The 22,540-nt window shown below is 73.1% G+C and carries 21 protein-coding genes and 5 tRNA genes; 13 read left to right on the top strand and 13 right to left on the bottom strand.

Annotation, left to right across the window (positions count from 1 at the left end; translation table 11 throughout):
• Positions 1–116: 116 nt before the first annotated feature.
• From ACI794_RS16170 to ACI794_RS16140, 7 genes are all read right to left on the bottom strand, one after another.
• Positions 117–1,238 carry a CapA family protein gene (locus ACI794_RS16170; RefSeq protein ID WP_456601950.1) on the bottom strand — a complete coding sequence of 374 codons (1,122 nt, stop codon included), beginning with the start codon at positions 1,236–1,238 and terminating at the stop codon, positions 117–119.
• An 11-nt stretch (positions 1,239–1,249) separates the two neighbouring features.
• Positions 1,250–1,795, bottom strand: coding sequence for an MOSC N-terminal beta barrel domain-containing protein (locus tag ACI794_RS16165; protein WP_456601949.1), 546 nt, complete (start codon positions 1,793–1,795; stop codon positions 1,250–1,252).
• A 10-nt stretch (positions 1,796–1,805) separates the two neighbouring features.
• Positions 1,806–2,189 carry an HNH endonuclease gene (locus ACI794_RS16160; protein WP_456582555.1) on the bottom strand — a complete coding sequence of 128 codons (384 nt, stop codon included), beginning with the start codon at positions 2,187–2,189 and terminating at the stop codon, positions 1,806–1,808.
• A gap of 107 nt (positions 2,190–2,296) precedes the next feature.
• Positions 2,297–2,368: transfer RNA gene (locus ACI794_RS16155), tRNA-Val, on the bottom strand.
• A 26-nt stretch (positions 2,369–2,394) separates the two neighbouring features.
• Positions 2,395–2,859, bottom strand: a complete 465-nt coding sequence (locus tag ACI794_RS16150; protein WP_456601948.1) for a TIGR02611 family protein — start codon at positions 2,857–2,859, stop codon at positions 2,395–2,397.
• A gap of 26 nt (positions 2,860–2,885) precedes the next feature.
• The gene (locus ACI794_RS16145; protein WP_456601947.1) at positions 2,886–3,683 is read right to left on the bottom strand and encodes an anti-sigma factor; all 798 of its coding nucleotides are present in this window, start codon (positions 3,681–3,683) and stop codon (positions 2,886–2,888) included.
• A complete protein-coding gene (locus ACI794_RS16140; RefSeq protein WP_456616849.1) occupies positions 3,680–4,330 on the bottom strand; it encodes a sigma-70 family RNA polymerase sigma factor in 651 nt (216 codons plus the stop codon). Before ACI794_RS16140 ends, ACI794_RS16145 begins: the two co-directional genes overlap by 4 nt.
• Positions 4,331–4,457: 127 nt before the next feature.
• Here ACI794_RS16140 and ACI794_RS16135 point away from each other — a divergent pair, with 127 nt between their 5' ends.
• The 4 genes from ACI794_RS16135 (at position 4,458) to ACI794_RS16120 (ending at position 5,333) form a co-directional block, all read left to right on the top strand.
• Positions 4,458–4,922 (top strand): SsgA family sporulation/cell division regulator, encoded by a 465-nt coding sequence (locus tag ACI794_RS16135; protein WP_456601945.1) that lies wholly within the window; start codon positions 4,458–4,460, stop codon positions 4,920–4,922.
• 94 nt (positions 4,923–5,016) lie between these two features.
• Positions 5,017–5,089, top strand: a tRNA-Gly gene (locus ACI794_RS16130).
• Positions 5,090–5,130: 41 nt separating this feature from the next.
• Positions 5,131–5,201 (top strand) — tRNA-Cys (locus tag ACI794_RS16125).
• A 57-nt stretch (positions 5,202–5,258) separates the two neighbouring features.
• Positions 5,259–5,333, top strand: a tRNA-Val gene (locus ACI794_RS16120).
• A gap of 232 nt (positions 5,334–5,565) precedes the next feature.
• On the opposite strand, the gene coaE is transcribed toward ACI794_RS16120, so the two are convergent.
• Positions 5,566–6,162: a dephospho-CoA kinase gene (coaE, locus tag ACI794_RS16115; protein ID WP_456616848.1), complete on the bottom strand. Its 597-nt coding sequence runs from the start codon at positions 6,160–6,162 to the stop codon at positions 5,566–5,568.
• 147 nt (positions 6,163–6,309) lie between these two features.
• Here coaE and ACI794_RS16110 point away from each other — a divergent pair, with 147 nt between their 5' ends.
• Positions 6,310–6,570 carry a hypothetical protein gene (locus ACI794_RS16110; protein WP_456582561.1) on the top strand — a complete coding sequence of 87 codons (261 nt, stop codon included), beginning with the start codon at positions 6,310–6,312 and terminating at the stop codon, positions 6,568–6,570.
• Between the two features lie 236 nt (positions 6,571–6,806).
• Here ACI794_RS16110 and rpsA read toward each other — a convergent pair whose 3' ends face one another.
• Positions 6,807–8,270, bottom strand: coding sequence for a 30S ribosomal protein S1 (gene rpsA / locus ACI794_RS16105; RefSeq protein ID WP_456582562.1), 1,464 nt, complete (start codon positions 8,268–8,270; stop codon positions 6,807–6,809).
• Positions 8,271–8,489: 219 nt separating this feature from the next.
• On the opposite strand from rpsA, the gene ACI794_RS16100 reads away from it, so the two are divergent.
• Complete coding sequence (locus tag ACI794_RS16100; protein ID WP_456601943.1) at positions 8,490–9,341, top strand: class I SAM-dependent methyltransferase; 852 nt, start codon at positions 8,490–8,492, stop codon at positions 9,339–9,341.
• A 4-nt stretch (positions 9,342–9,345) separates the two neighbouring features.
• On the opposite strand, the gene ACI794_RS16095 is transcribed toward ACI794_RS16100, so the two are convergent.
• Together ACI794_RS16095 and polA are read right to left on the bottom strand one after the other, a co-directional pair.
• The gene (locus ACI794_RS16095; RefSeq protein ID WP_456616847.1) at positions 9,346–10,413 is read right to left on the bottom strand and encodes an AI-2E family transporter; all 1,068 of its coding nucleotides are present in this window, start codon (positions 10,411–10,413) and stop codon (positions 9,346–9,348) included.
• A 92-nt stretch (positions 10,414–10,505) separates the two neighbouring features.
• A complete protein-coding gene (gene polA / locus ACI794_RS16090; protein ID WP_456616846.1) occupies positions 10,506–13,244 on the bottom strand; it encodes a DNA polymerase I in 2,739 nt (912 codons plus the stop codon).
• A 91-nt stretch (positions 13,245–13,335) separates the two neighbouring features.
• Here polA and ACI794_RS16085 point away from each other — a divergent pair, with 91 nt between their 5' ends.
• The 5 genes from ACI794_RS16085 (at position 13,336) to ACI794_RS16065 (ending at position 18,187) form a co-directional block, all read left to right on the top strand.
• Entirely contained in the window at positions 13,336–13,767 is a 432-nt protein-coding gene (locus tag ACI794_RS16085) for a PaaI family thioesterase (protein WP_456601940.1), read from the top strand.
• Positions 13,768–13,921: 154 nt separating this feature from the next.
• Positions 13,922–15,277 (top strand): branched-chain amino acid ABC transporter permease, encoded by a 1,356-nt coding sequence (locus ACI794_RS16080; RefSeq protein ID WP_456616845.1) that lies wholly within the window; start codon positions 13,922–13,924, stop codon positions 15,275–15,277.
• A gap of 3 nt (positions 15,278–15,280) precedes the next feature.
• Positions 15,281–16,279 carry a branched-chain amino acid ABC transporter permease gene (locus ACI794_RS16075; protein ID WP_456601938.1) on the top strand — a complete coding sequence of 333 codons (999 nt, stop codon included), beginning with the start codon at positions 15,281–15,283 and terminating at the stop codon, positions 16,277–16,279.
• Positions 16,269–17,273, top strand: a complete 1,005-nt coding sequence (locus ACI794_RS16070) for an ABC transporter ATP-binding protein (RefSeq protein ID WP_456601937.1) — start codon at positions 16,269–16,271, stop codon at positions 17,271–17,273. The genes ACI794_RS16075 and ACI794_RS16070 overlap by 11 nt, the downstream gene beginning before the upstream one ends.
• A complete protein-coding gene (locus ACI794_RS16065; protein WP_456601936.1) occupies positions 17,270–18,187 on the top strand; it encodes an ABC transporter ATP-binding protein in 918 nt (305 codons plus the stop codon). The genes ACI794_RS16070 and ACI794_RS16065 overlap by 4 nt, the downstream gene beginning before the upstream one ends.
• A 182-nt stretch (positions 18,188–18,369) precedes the next feature.
• Here ACI794_RS16065 and ACI794_RS16060 read toward each other — a convergent pair whose 3' ends face one another.
• Both ACI794_RS16060 and ACI794_RS16055 read right to left on the bottom strand, forming a co-directional pair.
• Positions 18,370–19,710 (bottom strand): ABC transporter substrate-binding protein, encoded by a 1,341-nt coding sequence (locus tag ACI794_RS16060; protein WP_456601935.1) that lies wholly within the window; start codon positions 19,708–19,710, stop codon positions 18,370–18,372.
• 235 nt (positions 19,711–19,945) lie between these two features.
• Positions 19,946–20,542, bottom strand: coding sequence for an ANTAR domain-containing response regulator (locus ACI794_RS16055; RefSeq protein ID WP_456601934.1), 597 nt, complete (start codon positions 20,540–20,542; stop codon positions 19,946–19,948).
• Between the two features lie 75 nt (positions 20,543–20,617).
• Here ACI794_RS16055 and ACI794_RS16050 point away from each other — a divergent pair.
• Positions 20,618–20,691 (top strand) — tRNA-Leu (locus ACI794_RS16050).
• Between the two features lie 145 nt (positions 20,692–20,836).
• Positions 20,837–22,522 carry a pyridoxal-dependent decarboxylase gene (locus ACI794_RS16045; protein WP_456601933.1) on the top strand — a complete coding sequence of 562 codons (1,686 nt, stop codon included), beginning with the start codon at positions 20,837–20,839 and terminating at the stop codon, positions 22,520–22,522.
• Positions 22,523–22,540 lie beyond the last annotated feature (18 nt).

Below are 22,540 nucleotides of genomic sequence, written 5' to 3'. Positions count from 1 at the left end.
GGTTTTTTTGGTTTTTGTATAGTTCGGTGGGTGTGTGTGTGGTTGTGGGGGGGGTGGGGGCGGGGGGGCCCCCCCCCCCCCCCCTTCTGCGGTCCCGAGCCTAGTGCGCGCCCGGCTCAGTCCCGGACGACCTCCAGCCCGGCCGCGACCGCGCCCCGACCGTCGAGGACGTCGACGATCCGCGCGAAGCTGACCGGGTCGGCCGGCACCACCCGCACGCCGGCGCCGAACTCGATGCGCAGCGGCACCGCTTCGGCCACCGAGACGGCGAACCGGCCGTCGTCCCCGCGGGTGAAGGTGAAGCGCGCGGCCACCGAGTCCTCCGTCGGGTAGCCCCGGGTGGCGTGCTCGGCGATGTGGTTGCCCAGGCCGTAGGCGACCCACTCGCCGTCGATGCGCTCGAAGGGCTGCACCACGTGCGCGTGGTGGCCCAGCACCAGGTCGACGTCCGGGGAGGCGAGCAGCGCACGGGCCGCGGCGACCTGGCCCTCCGTCGGGTCGTGGTCGTACTCCTGGCAGCAGTGCAGGCTGGCGACGACGACGTCCGCGCCCGCGGCCCGCGCCCGCGCCGCCCCGGCCAGCATCCCGGAGACGTCCGGCACCGCGACGACGTCGACCGACCACTCCCGGCCCGCGGGCAGCGGCACCCCGTTGAGGCTGAACGTCGCGGCGACGTGGCCCACCCGCACGCCGGCCACGTCGACGATCGTCGGCTCCGCGCCCTCCCCCTCGCTGCGGTACGTGCCGGTGGCCGCGATCCCCACCCGCTCGAGGGCGTCCAGGGTGCGGGTGAGCCCGTCGAAGCCGGCGTCCAGCGAGTGGTTGGACGCCGTCGAGCACACGTCGTAGCCCGCACCGGCCAGCGCGTCGAGGATCTCGGGCTGGACGCTGAAGCTCGGGTAGCCGCGGTACGGCCCGCCCTCCGGCGCCACCGGCGTCTCCAGGTGGCAGATGGCCAGGTCGGCCCCGCCGATGATCCCGGAGACCGGCGCGAGCACACCGCTGAAGTCGTAGGAGCCGTCGGGGCGGAGCGCGCCGGAGGTCAGCGCCCGCCCCTGGTGCACCAGCACGTCGCCGGTCGCCACGAGCGTGAAGCTCTCCGGCTCCGGCGGCGGTCCCGGGGTACCGGCGGGGGCCGTGGCGACGGGGTCCCCGGCCCGCTCGGCGGGCGCACCCGCCTCGCTGCCGCAGCCGGTCAGCAGGAGCGCGGCCGCCCCGGCGGCCCACCAGCGACGCATGGGCGACGACGCTAGAGCAGCACGGGGTCGCCGACGGAGATCTCGCCGGGCTGCCGGACCTCGGCGTAGACGCCCAGGCAGTGCTTGGGGGTCCGGACGACGGTCAGCCGGGCGGTGCCGATGCGCAGCTCGCGGCCGACCCAGGTGCGCTCGTCGTCGTCGGGCAGGTCGAGCAGCACGTTGGCGCGCGGATCGTCGACCGAGCAGCCCTCGGGGACGTCGCCGGCCGCGGCCCGGTCGATCGCCTGGCGGGAGACCAGGTGCACGGGAGCGGCGTCGGCCGCGGAGCCGCCGGGCGCCGGCTCGATCCGCACCGGGCGGCCGAGCGCCCCGGTGACCGCCCGGGCATCGGCGTCGGGGTCGCCGGTCGGGGTGAGCACGGCCAGGCCCGGGGCGTGCTTGCCGCGCACGACCTCGCCGCTGGCCGCGTCGACGACGGTCCAGGCGCGGTCGCCCGCCGGGCCGGCCGTGTCCACGTGGACGCTCTCCCGGGCGGTGCCGCCGAGGGACTTCACGGGGTAGACCCAGATGCGCGCCACGCGCCCGGTCGTCGTCACGGCACCGACCCTAGGCCGCCGGCCGGGACCGGCGCAGGCGCCGGAGCTGGGCGTCCAGGTAGGGGCGGGCCCGCCGCTGGCCACCGGTGCGGGCGATCGCCACGGCCAGGCCGTCCAGGGCGCGGGCCAGGCGGGTCGCGTCGGCCGGCCACCCCCGCCGGCGGCACTCCTCCAGCCACTCGACCGGGCTGCGGTGCCCCCGCTCCCCGTTGCACCGGCGGCACGCCGCCACCTCGTTCTCCAGCCACGACGGCCCGCCCTTGACGCGGGGCACGACGTGCTCGGTGGTGGGGGTGACCAGCGGGGAGAAGGTGCGCCCGCACCACACGCAGGTGGGGCCGTCGCGGTCCAGCACCAGCTGGAGCCGGGCGGCGCGGTCGGGCTGCGCGGTCATCGCCGTCCATGGTCCCGCGATCCGCGCCCCGGCGCCCCCGCGCCCGCCGGGAGACGACGCAGGGCCAGGTTCCCCCGTCTCCGGGTTTCCCTGGCCCTGCGTGCCGGTGGGCGATACTGGGTTCGAACCAGTGACCTCTTCGGTGTGAACGAAGCGCTCTACCACTGAGCCAATCGCCCGTTGCGCGTCCGATTGTGCCAGACGCTCACCGCCAGAGCGGCACCCACCCCGGCACCCAGTCGGGCACCCCCATGAGGTGCAGCGAGACGACGAGGATGCCGTACACGAACGCGGCGGTCGCCAGCCCGATGAGCAGCCGGACCCAGACCCGCTGGGCGCCGACCCACTCGGTCCAGCGGGTGACGTGGCGCTTGGTGAACTCCAACGTCCGCTCGGCCCACGTGAACTCCGTGGCGAGGATGAACAGGCCGGCGAGCACGGTGAGCCAGCCCGGGCCGGGCAGCGGGATGGTGAGCAGGCCCATGGCGACGATCAGGCTGCCGACGATGCCGACGCCCACCCGGTAGCTGTGGTTCAGGCCGCGGCGGAGCGCGAGACGCCGGCGCCAGCGTGCCCCGGCGACGCGCTCGCGCAGGCTGTGCACGTCGTCGTTGTCGTACCGCGTCCGCCGCTCGCCCGGGGTCTCCGGCTGCTGGCGCGCCTCAGCCACGGGCCCCGTCGTCGTCTCTCGCGCGCTCAGCTGGTCACCTGCCCGGTCGCCACTACCTCCGTCGGTGCCGACGGAGCCTGCCGACCGGGCTCGATGCTGATGCCGTATGCGGGGAAGTCGTCGAGGCCGGTCCCCTCGGAGCGTACGGCCCGGACCTCGATCTGCGAACGCACGACGTCGAACTCCCCGAGCGCCACCGGGTCCCCGGCGCCGAGCCCCCACACCACGTAGGTCGTGGACGACGTGTCGTTGCGCTCCAGCCCGTCGGTGACCACCTGGACGTCCCCCTCCCGGACCACGACGGTTGCCACCTGGCGCTCGTCCTCGGCGGTCAGCGGCGCGATCGCGGCCCGGCCGGGGCGCAGCAGCTCGGCAACGACCTCCTCCTGGGCCGCGACCGTGGCGCGCAGGTCGTCACGGGCGCGGTCCAGCGCGGCCACCCACACGCCCAGCCCGACGACGGCGGCGACCGCCGCCGCGACCAGCGCCCGGGGCAGCAGCCTGCGCCGCCCCGGCGCCGGGCGGGGCACCGGAGGCGCCTCCTCGCGGAGGGGTGCGGGAGCCGGCGCCTCGGCGGCCGCCCGGGACGGCAGCTGCTCGGTCGCGTCGACGGCGGCCCGGAGGCGGTCACGGAGCTGCGGGGAGGGCTCAGCGGCCGGCAGGTCGTGCGCCATGGCGGCCATGAGCTCCGAGGTCTCGGCCACCGTGCGGGCGCAGCGCTCGCAGGTGGGCAGGTGCCGCGCGAACCGGGCGTCGTCCTCCGGCTCGAGGGAGTGCAGGGCCCAGCCGACCGCGAGCTCGTCGTACGCGTGCTCGCCGTTCATCGCGTCGTCCCGTCCACCGGCGAGCCGCCCTCCAGCGCACTGCCCCCTGGCGGGCCGGCCAGCCCGCCGAGCTCCGAGCGGAGCCGGCGCATGCCGGCCAGCATCCTGGTCTTGACCGTGCCGAGCGGCGTCCCCGTCAGGGCCGCCACCTCCCGCTGCGTGTAGCCCCCGTAGTAGGCCAGCGTCAGCGCCTCCTTCTGGGCCGCGGGCAGCTCGCCCAGCGCTGAGCGCACCTGCTGGGACACCACGCGGGACCAGGCGTCGTCCTCGACGTCCCGGGCGGCCACCGGCCCCTCGAGCGCCGCCTCGTCCTCGGCCCGGTGCTGACGACGGCGCTGCGACTCCTCGCGGCGCACGGCGTCGACCGCCTTGTGGTGGACGACGGCCAGCAGCCAGGAGGAGAAGCTGCCGCGGGCCTGGTCGTAGGCGTCCGGGTCCCGCCACACGCCGAGGAACACGTCCTGCAGCACGTCCTCGGCCAGACCGTCGTCCCCGAGGATGCGCCGCGCCAGGGCGAACGCCGGCCGGCGGAAGCGCTGGTACAGCTCGTCGACGGCGTTCCGGTCCCCGGCACGGATGCGCCGGAGGATCTCGACGTCGCCGACGCCGTCCTCCGGCCGGAGGACCGGTCGGCTCACGGCGCCCATCGTCACACGAGGAGTTCGGTGCGACGCGCCCATCCGGTTTGCAACACCCGTCCGTGACGCATGATGCTGCTGTGACTCGACGAGACCCAGCACGTCACTTCTGCCAAGCGCGCTCGTTGGAACTGTCATGACGAGCCGATGGACCTCGGGCCACATCTCGCCCATCACTCTCCAGCTGGTCGGCCCGCGGTCCTGGACCGAGGTCCCGGCGCTGCTGTGCTACGACCCGACCGACCCCTACGCGGTGCGCATCGCCTTCGGCGACGCCGGCGAGCAGGACGGCGCGGTCGACGGCGAGGAGGGCATCGCCTGGCTGGTCAGCCGCGAGCTGCTCCAGGCCGGTCTCGAGCACCCCGCGGGCGACGGCGACGTCCGGATCTGGCCGGCGCGCGCGACGTCGGACCTGCTCTACCTGCACCTGCGCGCCCCGTCGGGAGAGGCCCTCTTCGAGCTCTCCCGCGCGACGGTCTCGGCCTTCCTGCGGCACACCGAGGCCCTGGTGCCGTCGGGTTCGGAGGGCGCGCTGCTGCAGCTCGACCAGGAGCTCGACGCCCTGCTGTCCAACGGCGGACCCGACACACCGGGGCGCTGACCAGCGGAAACGCTCCGGCGGGCCACCGGGGAGAGGGATGGGGGACCCCCCCTGCACACCCCCTCAGGGCGTCCGCTAGAGTTCTTCCCGTAACGCGGACGTGGCTCAGTTGGTAGAGCATCACCTTGCCAAGGTGAGGGTCGCGGGTTCGAATCCCGTCGTCCGCTCGGAACCTCGGGCACCGGTCGAGAGACTGGTGCCCGCGTGCGGTGGAGTGGCCGAGAGGCGAGGCAACGGCCTGCAAAGCCGTCTACACGGGTTCAAATCCCGTCTCCACCTCGTCGCTTCCTCGCGGGGCACGAGCGCGGAGGAGGGAGCCGGCCCACCGGCCGGATCGGGCGATTGGCGCAGTGGTAGCGCGCTTCCTTGACACGGAAGAGGTCACTGGTTCGAACCCAGTATCGCCCACCACACGAAGGCCCCGGGATGCCGACAGGCGCCCGGGGTCTTGTCGTTCCGGCGGCCTACCGGCGGAGGTGGAGGTCGCCGACGAGACGGTCGCCGTCCTCCGCACGGCGAGATCGAGCCGGCGCGGCCGCCCCGTCTCGGGCCGTCCCCTCCTGGCGCAACCGTCGCCGCGAGGCCAGGGCCCAGCCGAGGCACAGCAGGAGCTGCCGGCGGCGACGGAGCAGCGAGTCCCCCGTCAGCCACGGATCGGCTGGACCCGCTCCGACCAGAACCGGTCGACCTGCTCGGCCAGGTGCTGCAGGTTCCCGCTGTTGTCGAGGACGACGTCGGCGACCGCGCGCCGCTGCCCGTCGGTCGCCTGGGCGGCGATGCGGGCGCGCGCGTCGGCCTCGGTCAGGCCCCGCTCCACCAGCCGGGCCACGCGGATCTCCTGCCGCGTCTCCACGACGACGACGAGGTCGTAGCTCCCCGCCTGCCCGGTCTCCACGAGCAATGGCACGTCGTTGACGACGACGGCGTCCTCGGGAGCCGCGGCGACCAGCTCGGCCGACCGCTGCCGCACGAGCGGGTGGACCAGGGCGTCGAGACGCCGCCGCGCCTCCTCGTCGGAGAAGACGATGGCCGCCAGCGCCGCCCGGTCCAGGGAGCCATCCTCGGCCAGCACCCCCTCGCCGAACTCCCTCACGACCGCGGCGAGGCCCGGCGTCCCGGGTTCGAGCACCTCCCGGGCGATCAGGTCGGCGTCCACGACCACGGCGCCACGTTCGGCCAGCAACCTGGACACGGTGCTCTTGCCCGAGCCGATCCCGCCCGTCAGTCCGATCCTCAGCACGCACGGACAGTAGCGACCCATCCCTCCCGGAGATCACGGAGAGGTAACACGCCGGCGACGCGCCGGGCGCGTCGCAGCAGTCACACGCGCACCACCGTTAACGTCTGCCCCGGCGATTTTCCCCGCCGAGAGAGGTAGACCGAGAACATGTCCCGTCACACGCCCGCTGCGTCCCCGTCGTCCCGCGCCGCCGGCCGGCACCGGCTCGGCTCTGCCACGGGCGTGCGCTGCGCCGACATCCCGGCCGTCCGGGAGCGCATGCAGTACCAGCGCCCCGCCGTCGCCCACCGCAGCTCGCTGCTGCGCTGGATGTTCTCCACGCCGACCACCGGCCGGCACACCTGGAGCTTCCTCGCGGGCTCCGGCGGGCGCCCCCGCACGGCGTTCGCCATCATCCTCAGCCTGTAGCCCCCCGCCCGCCCCGCCCTCGCGGTGGCGCAGCGCAGGAGCGCGCAGGAGCGGGCCCCGTGCACCCGGCTTCCGACGAAGGCCCGTGGACACCGTCCACGGGCCTTCGTCGTGCTCGCGCAGTTCGGTGCACCCGCCGCTCCCGAATGGTCGCCGGGCCCGGGAACGCCAGAGGCCCAGGACCACCGGGTCCTGGGCCTCCGACGTGCGGTGCCTGCGGGTCTCAGACCCTCAGATCACTCCCCGCCGGCCAGCTTCGCGCGCAGCGCGGCGAGCGCCTCGTCGCTGGCGAGCGTGCCGCCGGTGCTCGGGGCGTCCGGCGTGGGCTCGGCGCTGGAGTAGCTGCCGCCGGCCGCAGCCTCGGCGTCGGCCTCCTTGGCCGCCGCGATCTGCTTGCGGTGCGCCTCGAAGCGGGCCTGGGCCTCGGCGTACTGCCGCTCCCACGTCTCGCGGGCCTCGTCGTAGCCCTCGAGCCACTCGCCGGTCTCGGCGTCGAAGCCCTCGGGGTAGATGTAGTTGCCCTGCTCGTCGTAGGAGGCGGCCATGCCGTAGGCGGCCGGGTCGAAGGTCTCCTCGTCGCCGACGACACCCTCGTTGGCCTGCTTGAGCGACAGCGAGATCCGGCGGCGGTCCAGGTCGATGTCGATGACCTTGACCAGGATCTCGTCGCCGACCTGCACGACCTGCTCCGGGATCTCCACGTGGCGCTCGGCCAGCTCGGAGATGTGCACCAGGCCCTCGATTCCCTCGTCGACGCGCACGAACGCACCGAAGGGGACCAGCTTGGTGACCTTGCCGGGGACGACCTGCCCGATCTGGTGCGTGCGGGCGAACTGACGCCACGGGTCCTCCTGCGTCGCCTTCAGCGACAGGGAGACCCGCTCGCGGTCCAGGTCGACGTCGAGGACCTCGACGGTGACCTCCTGGCCCACCTCGACGACCTCGGACGGGTGGTCGATGTGCTTCCAGGACAGCTCGGAGACGTGCACGAGGCCGTCGACGCCGCCCAGGTCCACGAACGCACCGAAGTTGACGATCGAGGAGACGACACCCGAGCGCACCTGGCCCTTGGCGAGCTTGTTGAGGAACTCGCTGCGCACCTCGGACTGCGTCTGCTCCAGCCACTGGCGGCGCGAGAGGACGACGTTGTTGCGGTTCTTGTCGAGCTCGATGATCTTCGCCTCGAGCTCGCGGCCCACGTAGGGCTGCAGGTCGCGGACGCGACGCATCTCGACCAGCGAGGCGGGGAGGAACCCGCGGAGGCCGATGTCGAGGATGAGGCCACCCTTGACGACCTCGATGACGGTGCCGGTGACGACCTCGTCGGCTTCCTTCTTGGCCTCGATCGTGCCCCAGGCGCGCTCGTACTGCGCACGCTTCTTGGAGAGGATCAGCCGCCCTTCCTTGTCCTCCTTCTGGAGGACCAGGGCTTCCACCTCGTCGCCGACGCTCACGACCTCGTTGGGGTCGACGTCGTGCTTGATGGACAGCTCGCGCGAGGGGATGACGCCCTCGGTCTTGTAGCCGATGTCCAGCAGCACCTCGTCCCGGTCCACCTTGACGATGACGCCCTCGACGATGTCGCCATCGTTGAAGTACTTGATCGTCTGGTCGATCGCCGCGAGGAAGTCCTCGGCGGTGCCGATGTCGTTGATGGCGACCTGGGGGGTGCTGGAAGGACGGACCTGAGTGGAGGTCATGTGGTTGGTTGCTCCGGACGGTTTATGCGTAGGGACAGGACGACCCGCGGCCGTCGGACCGCGGGGAGGTACAGCGGGGAGAACCGGCGCGGGCATTCCCGAAGGGGAAGGGCACGACAGACCTCTGGCGCCTCTCCATGGTACGGACGCCGGGCGCGCGCGGTCCACCTGGGTGCGACCGGTCTTCCCCGGCCGGCGGCGTGTCACGATCGGCGTGTCATGAGCGCACCCTCCGCCGGCCCGGGCCTCCCCCTCGGCAGCGACGGCTACCCCGCGGCGGGCGGGGTGGCCCGCCGCGCCGCCGGCACCGAGGAGTCGGCGCGGGCCAACCGCCGGTGGTGGGACGCGGCGGCGCCGGCGTACCTCGCCGAGCACGGCTCCGACCTCGGTGACGCCGACTTCCTGTGGTGCCCCGAGGGCCTGCGCGAGGCGGACGCGCACCTGCTGGGCGAGGTCGCCGGCCGCCGGGTGCTGGAGATCGGCTGCGGCTCGGCGCCGTGCGCCCGGTGGCTGCGGACCGCGGGCGCCGAGGTCGTGGCGATGGACCTCTCGGCCGGGATGCTCGCGCACGCCGCCGAGCTCAACCGCTCCACCGGCGTCGACGTCCCGCTGCTGCAGGCCGACGCCGGTGCGCTCCCGCTGGCCGGTGCCAGCGTCGACCTGGCCTGCTCGGCGTTCGGCGGGCTGCCGTTCGTCGCCGACGTCGAGGGGGCGCTGCGGGAGGTGGCCCGGGTGCTGCGACCGGGTGGGCGCTTCGTCGCGTCGGTCAACCACCCGATGCGCTGGCCGTTCCCCGACTCCCCCGACCCGGAGGACCTGCGGATCGTCTCCTCCTACTTCGACCGCACCCCCTACGTGGAGACCGACGACGGCGGCCGGGCCGTCTACGTGGAGCACCACCGCACCGTGGGCGACTGGGTGCGCGCCGTCGTGGGCGCCGGTCTGGTGCTGGAGGACCTGGTCGAGCCGGAGTGGACGCCCGGCCGCACGGAGAGCTGGGGGCAGTGGTCCCCCGAGCGCGGCGCCCTGGTCCCGGGCACGCTGATCCTGGTCTGCCGCGCGCCCGCGTGAGGGGTCACCCGCCCGCGACGGGCCGGCGCCCGTGCCGCACCCACAGTTCGTGGGCGGCGGCGGAGATCGCGGCGGCCAGCGGCACGAACAGCAGCGCCCCGGCGATCCCCCACAGCACCCCCCCGACGGTGACCGCGAGCAGCACCGTCGCGGCGTTGAGGGGCAGCCGGTTGCGCATCACGTAGGGCTCCACGAACGAGTTGCCGAGCTGCTGCACGACCACGACCAGCCCCAGGACCAGCGCGGCGGTGGCCAGCCCCCCGGAGGCGTAGGCGACGACGACGGCGACCAGCCCCGCGACGAAGGCGCCGATCGTCGGGATGTAGGACGCCAGGAACTGCAGCGCCGCGAGGGTCAGCGCCAGCGGGACCCCGATGACCAGCAGGCCGACCCCGATGCCCACCGCGTCGAAGAGCGCCACGATCGTCAGGCCGCGGACGTAGCCACCCACGGTGGTCCAGGCCGCGCGGCCGCCGGCGTCGACGTCCTCCCGCAGCCGGTCGCCGAACTTCCCCAGCAGCCAGCGCCAGATCCCCGGGCCACCGTGCAGGAAGAGGTAGGCCAGGGCGACGACCAGGAAGGCGCCGACCACCACCTCGGCCACCGTCCGCGCGGGGGCGAGCAGGTCGCCGGCGGTGGTACCACCGCCCGATCCGCCCCCGCCGGAGCCGGCAGAGCCGAGGCCCGGCAACTCGACGCCGAAGCGCTGCGACAGGTCCGAGGCGACCTGCTGGAACTGCTCCCGCAACCGGGGCCGCTGGCCGGAGATGCGCGCACCCAGGGCCAGGAGCACGGCACCGAGGACGCCGACCAGGAGCAGCACCGCCCCGCCCGCGGCCAGCCAGCGCGGCGCCCCGCGACCGTGCGACCACTCCACGAGCGGCGTCAGGATGCCGGCGACGAGCAGCGCGATGAGGACGGCCACCAGGGGCAGCGTCAGCTTGACCGCGAAGCCCGCGAGGAGCCACAGCAGGACGGCGAGCACGAGCAGCCGGCCGCCCACGGCCGAGGACGTGGCGAGCCAGGCGGGGACCGGTGGACGGGTCGGACCGGAAGGTGCGGGGAAGCCCATGGACCCGGTGTGGGCCAGGGAGCGGCCCGTGACACATCCGACGGGCCGACCGGCCCGGATCGACAACAGCCTGTAACGCGGGACGCCTGCCGTCAGTGGGCCGCGGCGTCCCAGCTCGCGCCGACGCCGACGGAGACCTCGAGCGGCACCGACAGCTGCGCGGCGCCCGCCATCTCCCGGCGGACCAGCTCGTCCAGGGCCTCCTTCTCCCCCGGCGCGACCTCGAGCACGAGCTCGTCGTGGACCTGCAGCAGCATCCGCGAGGCCAGCCCCTCGGCAGCGATCGCCTTCTCCACGTTCAGCATCGCCACCTTGATGACGTCGGCCGCGGAGCCCTGGATGGGGGCGTTGAGCGCCATGCGCTCGGCCATCTGCCGGCGCTGCCCGTTGTCGCTGGTGAGGTCGGGCAGGTAGCGCCGCCGGCCCAGGGTCGTCTCGGTGTAGCCGGTCTGGCGGGCGTCGTCCACGACGCCGTCGAGGTAGTCGCGGATGCCGCCGAAGCGCTCGAAGTAGGCGTGCATCTGCTCGCGCGCCTCCTCGACGGAGATGCGCAGCTGCCCGGACAGCCCGTAGGCGGAGAGCCCGTAGGCCAGCCCGTAGCTCATCGCCTTGATCCGGCGGCGCATCTCCGGGTCGACCTCCTCGATCGGGATGTCGAACGCGCGCGAGGCGACGAAGGAGTGCAGGTCCTCCCCCGACATGAAGGCCTCGATGAGCCCCTCGTCGCCCGAGAGGTGCGCCATGATCCGCATCTCGATCTGGCTGTAGTCGGCCGTCATCAGCGACTCGTAGCCCTGCCCGACGACGAAGGCCTGGCGGATCCGTCGGCCCTCGGCGGTGCGGATCGGGATGTTCTGCAGGTTCGGGTCGGTCGAGGAGAGCCGCCCGGTCGCCGCGATGGTCTGCTGGAAGGTGGTGTGGATCCTCCCGGCGTCGTCGACCATGGGGATCAGCCCGTCGATGACGGTGCGCAGCCGGGTGACGTCGCGGTGGCGCATGAGGTGCTCGAGGAACGGGTGCCCGGTCTGGGCGAGCAGGTTGGTCAGCGCCTCGGCGTCGGTGGTGTAGCCGGTCTTGTTCTTCTTCGTCTTGGGCAGGCCGAGCTCGTCGAAGAGCACGATCTGCAGTTGCTTGGGCGAGCCGAGGTTCACCTCGCGGCCGATGACGGCGTAGCACTCGGCCGCCGCGGCGGCGACCCCCTCGGCGAACTCCCGCTGCAGCTCGTGCAGGAATTCCAGGTCGGCGGCGATTCCTCGGTGCTCCATGCGGCCCAGCACGAACGTCAGCGGCAGCTCGATCTCGCCGAGCAGGTGGCCGCCGCCGCGCTGGCCGAGCACCTGCTCGAGCGCGTCGGAGAGGTCGTTGACCGCCACGGCCTTGAGGACGTCGGCCTTCGCGGCCTCGGCGGCGACGTCGTCCTCGCTGGGGCCCAGGCCGTCGAGGGTCAGCTGCTCCTCCGGCTCGGCGGCGTCCTTGAGCTCCCGGCGCAGGTAGCGGACCGCCAGGTCGCCGAGGTCGAAGGAGCGCTGCCCTGGCAACGCGAGGTAGGCGGCGAGCGCGGTGTCGCTGACCACCCCGGCGAGCTCCCAGCCGCGGGCCCAGATCGCCAGCAGCGGGCCCTTGACCTCGTGCACCACCTTCGGCCGGTCGGCGTCGGCGAGCCAGGCGGCCAGCGCCTGCTCGTCCGCGACGTCCAGGGCCGGGCCCAGGTCGACGAAGGCGGTGTGGTCGTCGGCCGCCGCCAGGGCCAGGCCGGTCAGCTCGCCGGCGCCGCGCCCCCAGGTGCCGCGGAAGATCACACCGGTGCGGCCGGTGCGGGCGTGCGCGTCGAGCCAGGCGCCCAGCCCGCCGGCCGGCACCTCGTCGACGGTGACGTCGAAGCCGCCCTCGACCTCCGGCTCGGCGCTGGTGAGGGTGGCGAAGAGCCGGTCGCGGAGCACGCGGAACTGCAGGTTGTCGAAGAGGGTGTGCACCTCGTTGCGGTCCCACGGCTGGACGGCGAGGTCGGCCGGCCCCACTTCCAGCGGCACCTGCCGGTCCAGCTCGGTGAGCCGCCGGTTCTGCAGCACGGAGGAGAGGTGCTCGCGCAGCTTCTCCCCCACCTTGCCCTTGACGGTGTCCACCTGGTCGACGAGGGCGTCCAGCGAGCCGTACTCGCGCACCCACTTGGCGGCGGTCTTCTCGCCGACGCTCGGGATGCTGGGCAGGTTGTCGCTGGGGTCGCCCCGCAGCGCCGCGAAGTCGGGGTACTGCGCGGGCGACAGGCCGTACTTGGTCTCGACCTCCTCCGGCGTGAAGCGCGTCATGTCCGAGACGCCCTTGCGCGGGTACAGCACGGTGACGTGCTCGTTGACCAGCTGCAGGGCGTCGCGGTCGCCGGTGGCGATCAGCACGTCCATGCCCTGCTCGACGGCCTGCACGGTGAGCGTGGCGATGACGTCGTCGGCCTCGTAGCCCTCGGCGGTGATGACCGGGACGCGCAGCGCGCCGAGCACCTCCTGCACGAGGCTGACCTGCCCGCGGAAGTCGGTCGGGCTCTCGGCGCGGTTGGCCTTGTACTCGGCGAAGATCTCGCTCCGGAACGTCTTCCGGCCGACGTCGAAGGCGACGGCGAGGTGCGTGGGCTGCTCGTCGCGCAGGATGTTGATCAGCATCGACGTGAAGCCGTAGACGGCGTTCGTCGGCTGGCCCGTGGTGGTCGAGAAGTTCTCCACCGGCAGCGCGAAGAACGCCCGGTAGGCCAGCGAGTGCCCGTCGAGGAGCAGCAGCCGCGGGCGGGTGCCCGGGCTCGAAGAGGCGGCGGGCGCGGAGGTGGAGACCGGAGCGGACATCGCCGCCGATCGTAGTGAAAGGACTCCGTCGCCCCCACGACTCGCACGCTCGCCGCGGGTCCCTGCGACGGGGCCACTACCGTGCCGTGCCGTGAGCACCCCTCCCCCGGACTGGCTGCCCGACGGCATCAGCAGCCCTCTCGACGACAAGCTCGGCGTGCGGATCACCGACTGGAACCCCGACCGGCTGGTCGCGACGATGCCGGTCGCGGGCAACGAGCAGCCCTTCGGCCTCCTGCACGGCGGCGCCACCTGCACGCTCGCGGAGACGATCGGGTCGATGGCCGCGGCCGTGGGCGCCGGCCCGGACCGGCAGGTCGTCGGCATCGAGCTCAACGTCAGCTACCTCCGCGCGGCGACCGCGGGCACGGTGACCGCCGTCTGCACGCCGGTGCGCCGGGGCCGCACGCTCTCCACCTTCCTCATCGACGTCACCGACGACCAGGGACGGCGCACCGCCACCGCGCGGCTGACCTGCATGACCCTCGCCGCGCGGCGCCCGGCCGGCCGCGACGGGGGCTGAGCCACCCGTCACCCGACCGCGCCGGTGCTTCACCACTGTGCGCGACCCGGACGCCACGGCGTGTCGCGGAAAGGTCACAGCTCGGCGCATGGTGGCGGCAGGACCCGGCAACTGCGTTAGGTTCCGACCTCAACGAATCCGCCGAGGAGGTCGAGTGACGCACCCGACGGGCCGTGTCCGCCGGCACGGTCGACGAAGCAGGCCCGCGCGAGCAGGGTCTCGGACGCCGGCCGGTGCAGCGCGCCGCAGGGGCCTCACCGCCCTGCACCTGCTGCTGGTCGCGCTGTTCACCGCCGGCCTGGCCACGCTGACCCCCGGTGTCGCCCGCGCCCAGGGGGAGTCCGTCTCGGGCACCCTGCGCACCAGCCTCAGCGGACCGATCGAAGGGGTCGAGGTCGTCGTCACGACCCCCGACGGTGACGAGGTCGGCACCGACGAGACCGACGAGAACGGCCGCTTCTCCGTGGAGGTGCCCGGCCCCGGCGAGTACACGGTCACCGTCCCCGAGGACGCGCTGCCCGAGGGCGTGGAGTTCGCCGCGGGCAACAGCCGCACCGTCACCGTCGACGCCGGCCGCAACCAGGGCGTCATCATCGGCCTGGACGACGGCAGCCGGAACTCCGGGGGCGGCACGGTCCTGTGGATCCAGCTCCTGGTCGACGGCCTGCGCTTCGGGCTGCTGATCGCCATGGCCGCCGTCGGCCTCTCGCTCATCTTCGGCACCACGGGGCTCACCAACTTCGCGCACGGCGAGCTGGTCACCATCGGGGCGATCGTCGCCTGGTTCATCAACGTCGACGGCGGGGTGCCGCTCATCCCGGCCGCACTGCTGGCCATGCTCATCGGCGCCCTCATCGGCGCGGCCAACGAGCGGCTGCTGTGGCGGCCGCTGCGGCGGCGGGGCACCGGGCTGGTGGCCGCGCTGGTCATCTCCATCGGCCTGTCGCTGCTGCTCCGCTACGGCTACCAGATCTTCTTCGGCGGCAGCTCCGAGGCCTACGCCGACTACCGGGGCCAGCGGGCGGTCGACTACGGCCCCTTCAACCTGACGGACAAGGACCTCTACTCGATCGTCATCGCCCTCGTCGTGCTCGTGCTGGTCGCGCTCATGCTGCAGCGCACCAGCATCGGCAAGGCGATGCGCGCCGTCGCCGACAACCGCGACCTCGCGGCCTCCTCCGGCATCGACGTCAACCGGGTCATCCTGGTCGTCTGGATGATGGGCGGCGCACTCGCGGCCCTGGGCGGCGTGCTGCTCGGCCTCTCCGACGAGGTGCAGTGGGACATGGGCTTCCGCCTGCTGCTCCTGATGTTCGCCGGCGTCACCCTGGGCGGGCTCGGCACTGCCTACGGCGCCCTGGTCGGCAGCATCGTCGTGGGCGTCTTCGTGCAGATGTCCACGCTGGTCATCCCCAACGACATCAAGTACGTCGGCGGGCTGCTGCTGCTGATCGTGATCCTCATGGTGCGGCCGCAGGGCATCCTCGGCAGCCGGGTTCGGGTGGGTTGAGCAATGGGTGAGTTCATCGACGCACTGGCGATCGCCGTCAAGGCGGGCCTCGGCTTCCAGGCCGTGTTCCTGGCCCTGCTGGCGCTCGGCATCAACATGCAGTTCGGGTACACCGGGCTGCTCAACTTCGGCCAGATCGCCTTCGCGATGGTCGGCGCCTACGGCATCGCGGTCTCGGTCAGCCAGTGGGGGCTGAACTTCTGGGTCGGCGTGGCCATCGGCATCGCCGGCGCCGTCCTCCTCGCCCTGCTCCTCGGGTTGCCCACGCTGCGGCTGCGCGCCGACTACCTGGCCATCGCGACCATCGCGACGGCGGAGGGGCTCCGCCTGCTCTTCCGATCGGTCTCCGCGACGCCGGTCACCAACGGCTCCCGCGGCATCTCCGGCTTCAACAACGCCTTCGTCGAGCTCGCCCCGTGGGACACCAGCCGCCGGTACCGGCTGCTGGGCACTTTCTGGAGCGGCGCGGACCTGTGGGTGACCGCGGTGGGCTGGACCCTGGTCGCCCTGGCCTGCCTGCTCATCTGGGGCCTGGTCCGCAGCCCGTGGGGCCGGGTCGTGAAGTCGATCCGCGAGGACGAGGACGCCGTGCGCGCCCTCGGCAAGAACGTGTACGTCTACAAGATGCAGGCGCTGGTCCTCGGTGGCGTCTTCGGGGCGCTGGGCGGCATGATCTACGCCCTCGGCACGGGCTCGGCCACGCCGGACCAGTACCAGAACGCCAACACGTTCCTCGCCTACGGCGCGCTCATCCTCGGTGGCGCGGCGCGCGTGCTCGGTCCCGTCGCCGGCGCCATGCTGATGTACTTCATCATCCAGTTCGCCGACTCCGGTCTCCGGAGCCTCATCCAGACCGGCGTCATCCCCGAGGGCCTGCTCTCGACGACCGACGTCGCACAGATCCGCTTCGTCATCATCGGTCTGGGGCTGATCCTGCTGCTGGTGTTCCGGCCGCAGGGCATCTTCGGTGACCGACGAGAGGTGATGCTCGATGCCCGCTGAGCCCATCCCCACCGGCGCGCACGCCGCGTCCACCGGCGCCGCGCCGCAGCGGCTCGCCCAGGCAGCCCTGCGGGACATCCCGTGGGAGGTCGGCGTCGCCAAGCCGGACCCGACGATCGTCGTCGACGGGGTGACCCGCACCTTCGGCGGCCTGACCGCCGTCTCGGTCGACCACCTGGAGATCCAGCGCGGCGGCATCACCGGGCTGATCGGCCCGAACGGCGCCGGCAAGACCACGCTGTTCAACCTGCTCACCGGGTTCGACCAGCCCGACGGCGGCACCTGGTCCTTCGACGGCCGCCCGCTGGGCAAGCTGCCCTCGCACCAGGTCGCCCGCCTCGGCGTCGTCCGCACCTTCCAGCTCACCAAGGCGCTGTCCCGGCTCACCGTGCTGCAAAACATGCTGCTCGGCGCCCAGGGCCAGAAGGGTGAGGGCTTCTTCTCCGCGCTGGTGCCCGGCCTGTGGCGGGCGCAGGAGAAGGCCAACACCGAGAAGGCGCTCGAGCTGCTGCGCCGCTTCAAGCTCGACACCAAGAAGGACGAGTTCGCCGGCACTCTCTCCGGTGGGCAGCGCAAGCTGCTGGAGATGGCACGGGCGCTGATGAGCGACCCGAAGGTCGTCATGCTGGACGAGCCGATGGCCGGGGTGAACCCCGCCCTGACGCAGAGCCTGCTCGGCCACGTCAAGGACCTGCGCGAGCAGGGCATGACGGTCATCTTCGTGGAGCACGACATGGACGTCGTCCGCGACATCAGCGACTGGGTCGTCGTGATGGCCGCGGGCAACGTGATCGCCGAGGGCCCGCCGGAGTCGATCAGCCAGAACCAGGCCGTGGTCGACGCCTACCTCGGCGCCCACCACGACGCCCCCCTCACCGTCGAGGAGGAGGAGGCGCAGCTCGCCGAGGCCGAGGAGGCGATCGCGCGGCAGAACACCCGGGACGGGGACGTCCTGGGCTCCGAGGGCACGCACCGGAAGGGCGGCGACCGATGACGATCGATCCGGGAGCGGGCAAGGACCCCCGCACCAGCACGAACCCCGAGTACGAGTTCGACCGTCCGGTCGACCAGGGCGGCGACGCCCCGGCGGCCACCGACGCCGCGGGCGACCGCGACGGCGCGACCACCGGCCTCTCCCCCGCCGAGCTCGCCGCGACGCGCCCCGAGCACAGCAGGCTCGCGGAGGGCGCCCTGGTGCGCGCCGACGAGCTCGTCGCGGGCTACGTGCCCGGCGTCAACATCCTCAACGGCTGCGACTTCTACCTGCAGGAGGGCGAGCTCGTCGGCATCATCGGCCCGAACGGGGCCGGGAAGTCGACGCTGCTCAAGACGCTCTTCGGGTTGATCCCGGTCCGGTCGGGCGCGGTCACGCTGCGCGGGGAGGACATCACCTCCGCACCCGCACACCGGCTGGTGTCCCTGGGCGTCGGGTACGTGCCGCAGAACAACAACGTGTTCCCCTCGCTCACCATCGAGGAGAACATGCAGATGGGCGCCTACCTGCGCCCCAAGGCGTTCAGGGAGCGGTTCGACTACGTCGCCGAGCTGTTCCCCATGCTCGGCGAGCGTCGCCGCATCAAGGCTGGCTCGCTCTCGGGCGGTGAGCGCCAGATGGTCGCCATGGGGCGGGCGCTGATGATGGAGCCGTCGGTGCTGCTGCTCGACGAGCCCTCGGCGGGCCTCTCCCCCGCCTACCAGGACGAGGTCTTCATCCGGTGCCGCCGGATCAACGCGACCGGGGTCTCGATCATCATGGTCGAGCAGAACGCCCGGCGCTGCCTGCAGATCTGCGACCGCGGCTACGTCCTGGACCAGGGCCGCAACGCCTACACCGCGACCGGCGAGTCGCTCATGCACGACCCCAAGGTCATCGAGCTCTACCTGGGGACCCTCGCCAAGGCGCACTAGCACCTCCCGCACGCACGACGACGGCGCCGGTGACCCCCACGGGGTTGCCGGCGCCGTCGTCGTCCTGCGCATCGCCGGGGTGCGGCCGCGGCCGGCGGCGGGCGGACGCGCAGGAGCCCGGCACCGCGATGCGGTGCCGGGCTCCTGCTGGCCGTGCGCGGATCAGCGATCCGCCGGCCGGGTCAGCCGCGCGCCGGGCCGATGCCCTGCGAGTTCAGACCCTCGATGATCCGTGCCGACTCGTCGAAGCCGATGACCACGATCGCGTCGGGGTTCAGCTCCACCATGTCCTGGATCTCGGCGTCGTAGTTGGACGCCGTGGGGTCGTAGATGACCAGCTCGATGCTGTCCTCCGAGAGCCCGCTGCTCACCAGGTTCTCGACGGTGTTCTCCGCCAGGCCGGTGCCGTAGGAGTCGTTGCGGGCCAGGATGCCCACCGTGTTCGCGCCGTCCTCGATGATGAGGTCGGCGAGGGCACGCGACTGCAGCGTGTCCGGCGGGGCGGTGCGGAAGTACAGCCCGTTGTCGTTGTACGACGTGAACTCGTCCGACGTGTTGGCCGGCGAGATCTGCACGACACCGGCGCCGGTGATCTTGTCGATGACCGTGCGGGTGACGGCCGAGGAGGCCGCACCGACGATGACGTCGACGTTCTGCTGCAGCAGCGCGTCGACCGACTGGGTGGCGATGTCGGTCGAGGTGTCACCGGAGTCACGCTGGATCAGCTGGACCGGCTGGCCGAGGACCCCACCGGCCTCGTTGATCTCCTGGACGGCCAGGTCGGCGCCGGCGATCTCCGGGGGGCCGAGGAAGGCCAGGTCACCGGTCTGCGGCAGCAGCGTGCCGATGACCAGCGGGTCGGTCGCGGTGGCGCCGGGAGCGGCCGGGGCCGGTCCCTCGTCGGACGCGGCGTTGGCCTCGTCACCGGCGAGCACGTACTGCGTCTCGTCGGCGGCGATCGTGTTGTCCTCGCCGAACTGCAGGATGCCGAAGCTGGCGACCGACGGCTCACCGGGCTCGGCGAAGGCCAGCGGACCGGAGACGCCCTCGTAGTCGGGGTTGCCCCCGCCGTCGACGATCTCCTTGCAGGAGGCGAAGTCCTCGCAGGCCTCGCCGCCGAAGGTGACCCCGTTGATGTAGGGGGCGAAGACGGCCGGGTCGGTGCTGCCGGCCAGCTGCGCGGCGATCGCGGAGATCATGATCGCGTCATAGGTCTCGCCGGCGTAGTTGAAGTCCTGGAGGTCCGGGTCGATCTCCAGCAGCCGGTCGGTGAACTCCGTGCCCAGCTCGGTGAGCGGCGTGGTGCCCCGCATACCGGCGAGGGCACCCTGCTCCGAGAACGACTCCCCGAGCGCGTTGCCCATGTTGCCGTCGGTGCCGTAGACGTTGACCTGCTTCTCGCCTTCGCCGCCGCCGCCACCTTCGGCCGACGTGCCGCCCTCGTCGCCGCCACCGCAGGCGGTCAGCGCCAGCAGGGCAGCACCGGTGACGGCGATGCTGCGGGCAGTAGTGCCAGTGCGCATCAAGCAACTCCCAGTGTCATCAGTGCACCCGGGCGCCGGCGCGCGTACGCGACGACCACCGACCGGGCGCCGATCAGTGCGCAGAACCTAGCTTCCGCACTGGGGGTTGCACCCTCATGCGCAACGACCGTGATGAGGTCGTGACCTCGCCGTCCGCACCGTGGACCAGGAAACACGCCGCGTGAGGCCGCACGACCCTGCCGCCCGGCGGGCGCAGCGGGGAGGCGATCAGGGGTCAGGCAGGGCCCTCGTCGGCCGTCGCCGCCGCCAGGACCGACTCCGCCAGAGCCTTCATGCTCGTCCGCTGGTTCATGGCGGTGCGCTGGATCCAGCGGAAGGCCTCGGCCTCGGTCATGCCCTGCTCGGCCATGAGCCGGCCCTTCGCCCGCTCGACGACCTTGCGCGTCTCCAGGCGCTCCTCCAGCGTGCGCACCTCGCCGTCGAGCGCGGTCATCTCGGCGAACCGGCCGCGCGCCACCTCGATGGCCGGCACGAGGTCGTTCTTGGAGAACGGCTTGACCAGGTAGGCCATGGCGCCGGCGTCGCGGGCCCGCTCCACCAGCTCGCGCTGGCTGAAGGCCGTGAGCACGATGACCGGCGCGGTGCGGGCCGAGGCGATCCGCTCCGCGGCCGACAGGCCGTCGAGCACCGGCATCTGGATGTCGAGGATCACCAGGTCGGGGCGCAGCTCCTCGGCGCGTTCCACGGCCTGCTGCCCGTCGCCGACCTCCGCGACGACGCTGTACCCCTCCTCCTCGAGCATCTCCTTGAGGTCCAGACGGATGAGTGCCTCGTCCTCGGCGATCAGGACACGGATCGGCTCGCTGCTCACGGGGGTGGAGCCTATCGGCGTCAGCCGGGGAGCACCGCCCGGCTACTCTTCTCGGGCGCCGGTCGCACCCGGCACGCCCCCGTACCCCAATCGGCAGAGGGAGCGGATTCAAAACCCGCGCAGTGTGCGTTCGAGTCGCACCGGGGGCACCGTGTGATCCGTCGTCCTCGTGGTCCGTCGTCCTCCGGACGACACCGCGCCCACGTGCCGCTCCCCCGCTGCGACGAGCGCGTCCATCGCGGCTACGCGGGACCCTCCGGGCCCCCCTCGCCACGATCCCCCTACCGTGGCCCTGTGACCGAGCCCGCGCCGCACATGACGCCCGAGCAGTTCCGGCAGCACGGCCACGAGGTGGTCGACTGGATCGCCGACTACTGGGCGCGCATCGGCTCCTTCCCGGTGCGCTCGCAGGTCTCCCCCGGCGACGTCCGGGCCATGCTGCCGGAGCAGCCGCCGGAGCAGGGCGAGCCTTTCGCCGCGGTGCTCGCCGACCTCGACCGGGTCGTCCTCCCGGGCGTGACCCACTGGCAGCACCCCGGCTTCCTCGGCTACTTCCCGGCGAACACCTCCGGCCCCTCGGTGCTGGGCGACCTGGTCTCCGCCGGCCTCGGGGTGCAGGGCATGTCGTGGGTGACCAGCCCAGCGGCCACCGAGCTCGAGCAGCACGTCATGGACTGGTTCGCCGGGCTCCTCGGGCTCCCCGACTCGTTCCTCTCCACCGGCACCGGCGGCGGCGTCGTCCAGGACTCCAGCTCCGGGGCCAACCTCGTGGCCCTGCTCGCCGCGCTGCACCGGGCCAGCGGCGGGGCGACCGTCCGCCAGGGCGTGCAGCCGGACCGCGCCACCGTCTACGTCTCCAGCGAGACGCACTCCTCCATGGAGAAGGCCGTCCGCATCGCCGGGCTCGGGACCGAGGCGGTCCGGATCGTCGAGGTCGACGGCGAGCTCGCCATGAACCCCGCCGCGCTCGCCGCACGGCTCGAGCGCGACGTCGCCCGCGGGTACCGGCCCGTGCTGGTCTGCGCCACGGTGGGCAGCACCTCCACCACCGCGGTCGACCCCCTCGCCGCGATCGGGCCGATCTGCCAGCGCTTCGGGGTCTGGCTGCACGTCGACGCCGCGTACGCCGGCGTCAGCGCGGTCGCGCCCGAGCTGCGCGAGCTGCAGGCCGGGGTCGAGTGGGCCGACAGCTACACCACCGACGCCCACAAGTGGCTGCTCACCGGCTTCGACGCGACGCTCTTCTGGGTCGCCGACCGCGCGGCCCTCACCGGCGCGCTGTCGATCCTCCCCGACTACCTCCGCAACGCCGCCACCGATGCCGGGGCCGTCGTCGACTACCGGGACTGGCAGATCGAGCTGGGCCGCCGGTTCCGCGCCCTCAAGCTCTGGTTCGTCCTCCGCTGGTACGGCGCCGAGGGGTTGCGCGCCCACGTGCGCGGCCACGTCGCCCTCGCCCAGGAGCTCGCCGGCTGGGCCGCGGCCGACGAGCGGTTCGACGTCGTCGCCCCGCACCCGCTCTCGCTGGTCTGCCTCAAGCCGCGGTGGCCGGTCGGGGTGGACGCCGACGTCGCGACGATGACGCTGCTGGACCGCCTCAACGACGGCGGCGAGGTCTTCCTGACCCACACCACGGTCCGGCGGGAAGCGGTCCTCCGCGTCGCGATCGGCTCGCCGGCGACCACGCGGGCGCACGTCGAGCGGGCGTGGGCGCTCCTCGTCGAGGGCCACGACTGGCTCGCCGCCGACTTCGCCGCGCAGGCCGAGGAGCAGGCCGCGGCCCGGGCCGCCGAGCGCGAGCGAGCGGAGCGGGAGCACGCGGAGCGGGAGCGGGCGGAGCGCGAGCAGGCGCCGGCCGACGAGCAGGGCGCCGACGAGCAGGGCGCCGACGAGCAGGGCGCCGACGAGCAGGCACCGGGCCGGCCGACGGACGCGCCGGTCACCGAGCCGGCCGGCGAGGACGTCGCGAACCCCGTCTGATCGGCCGGGGCACCGGCA

This window comes from Blastococcus sp. SYSU DS0541, from assembly GCF_054050875.1.
Note: the sequence above shows the minus strand (reverse complement) of the source record. Positions and strands in the feature narration are given on the sequence as shown.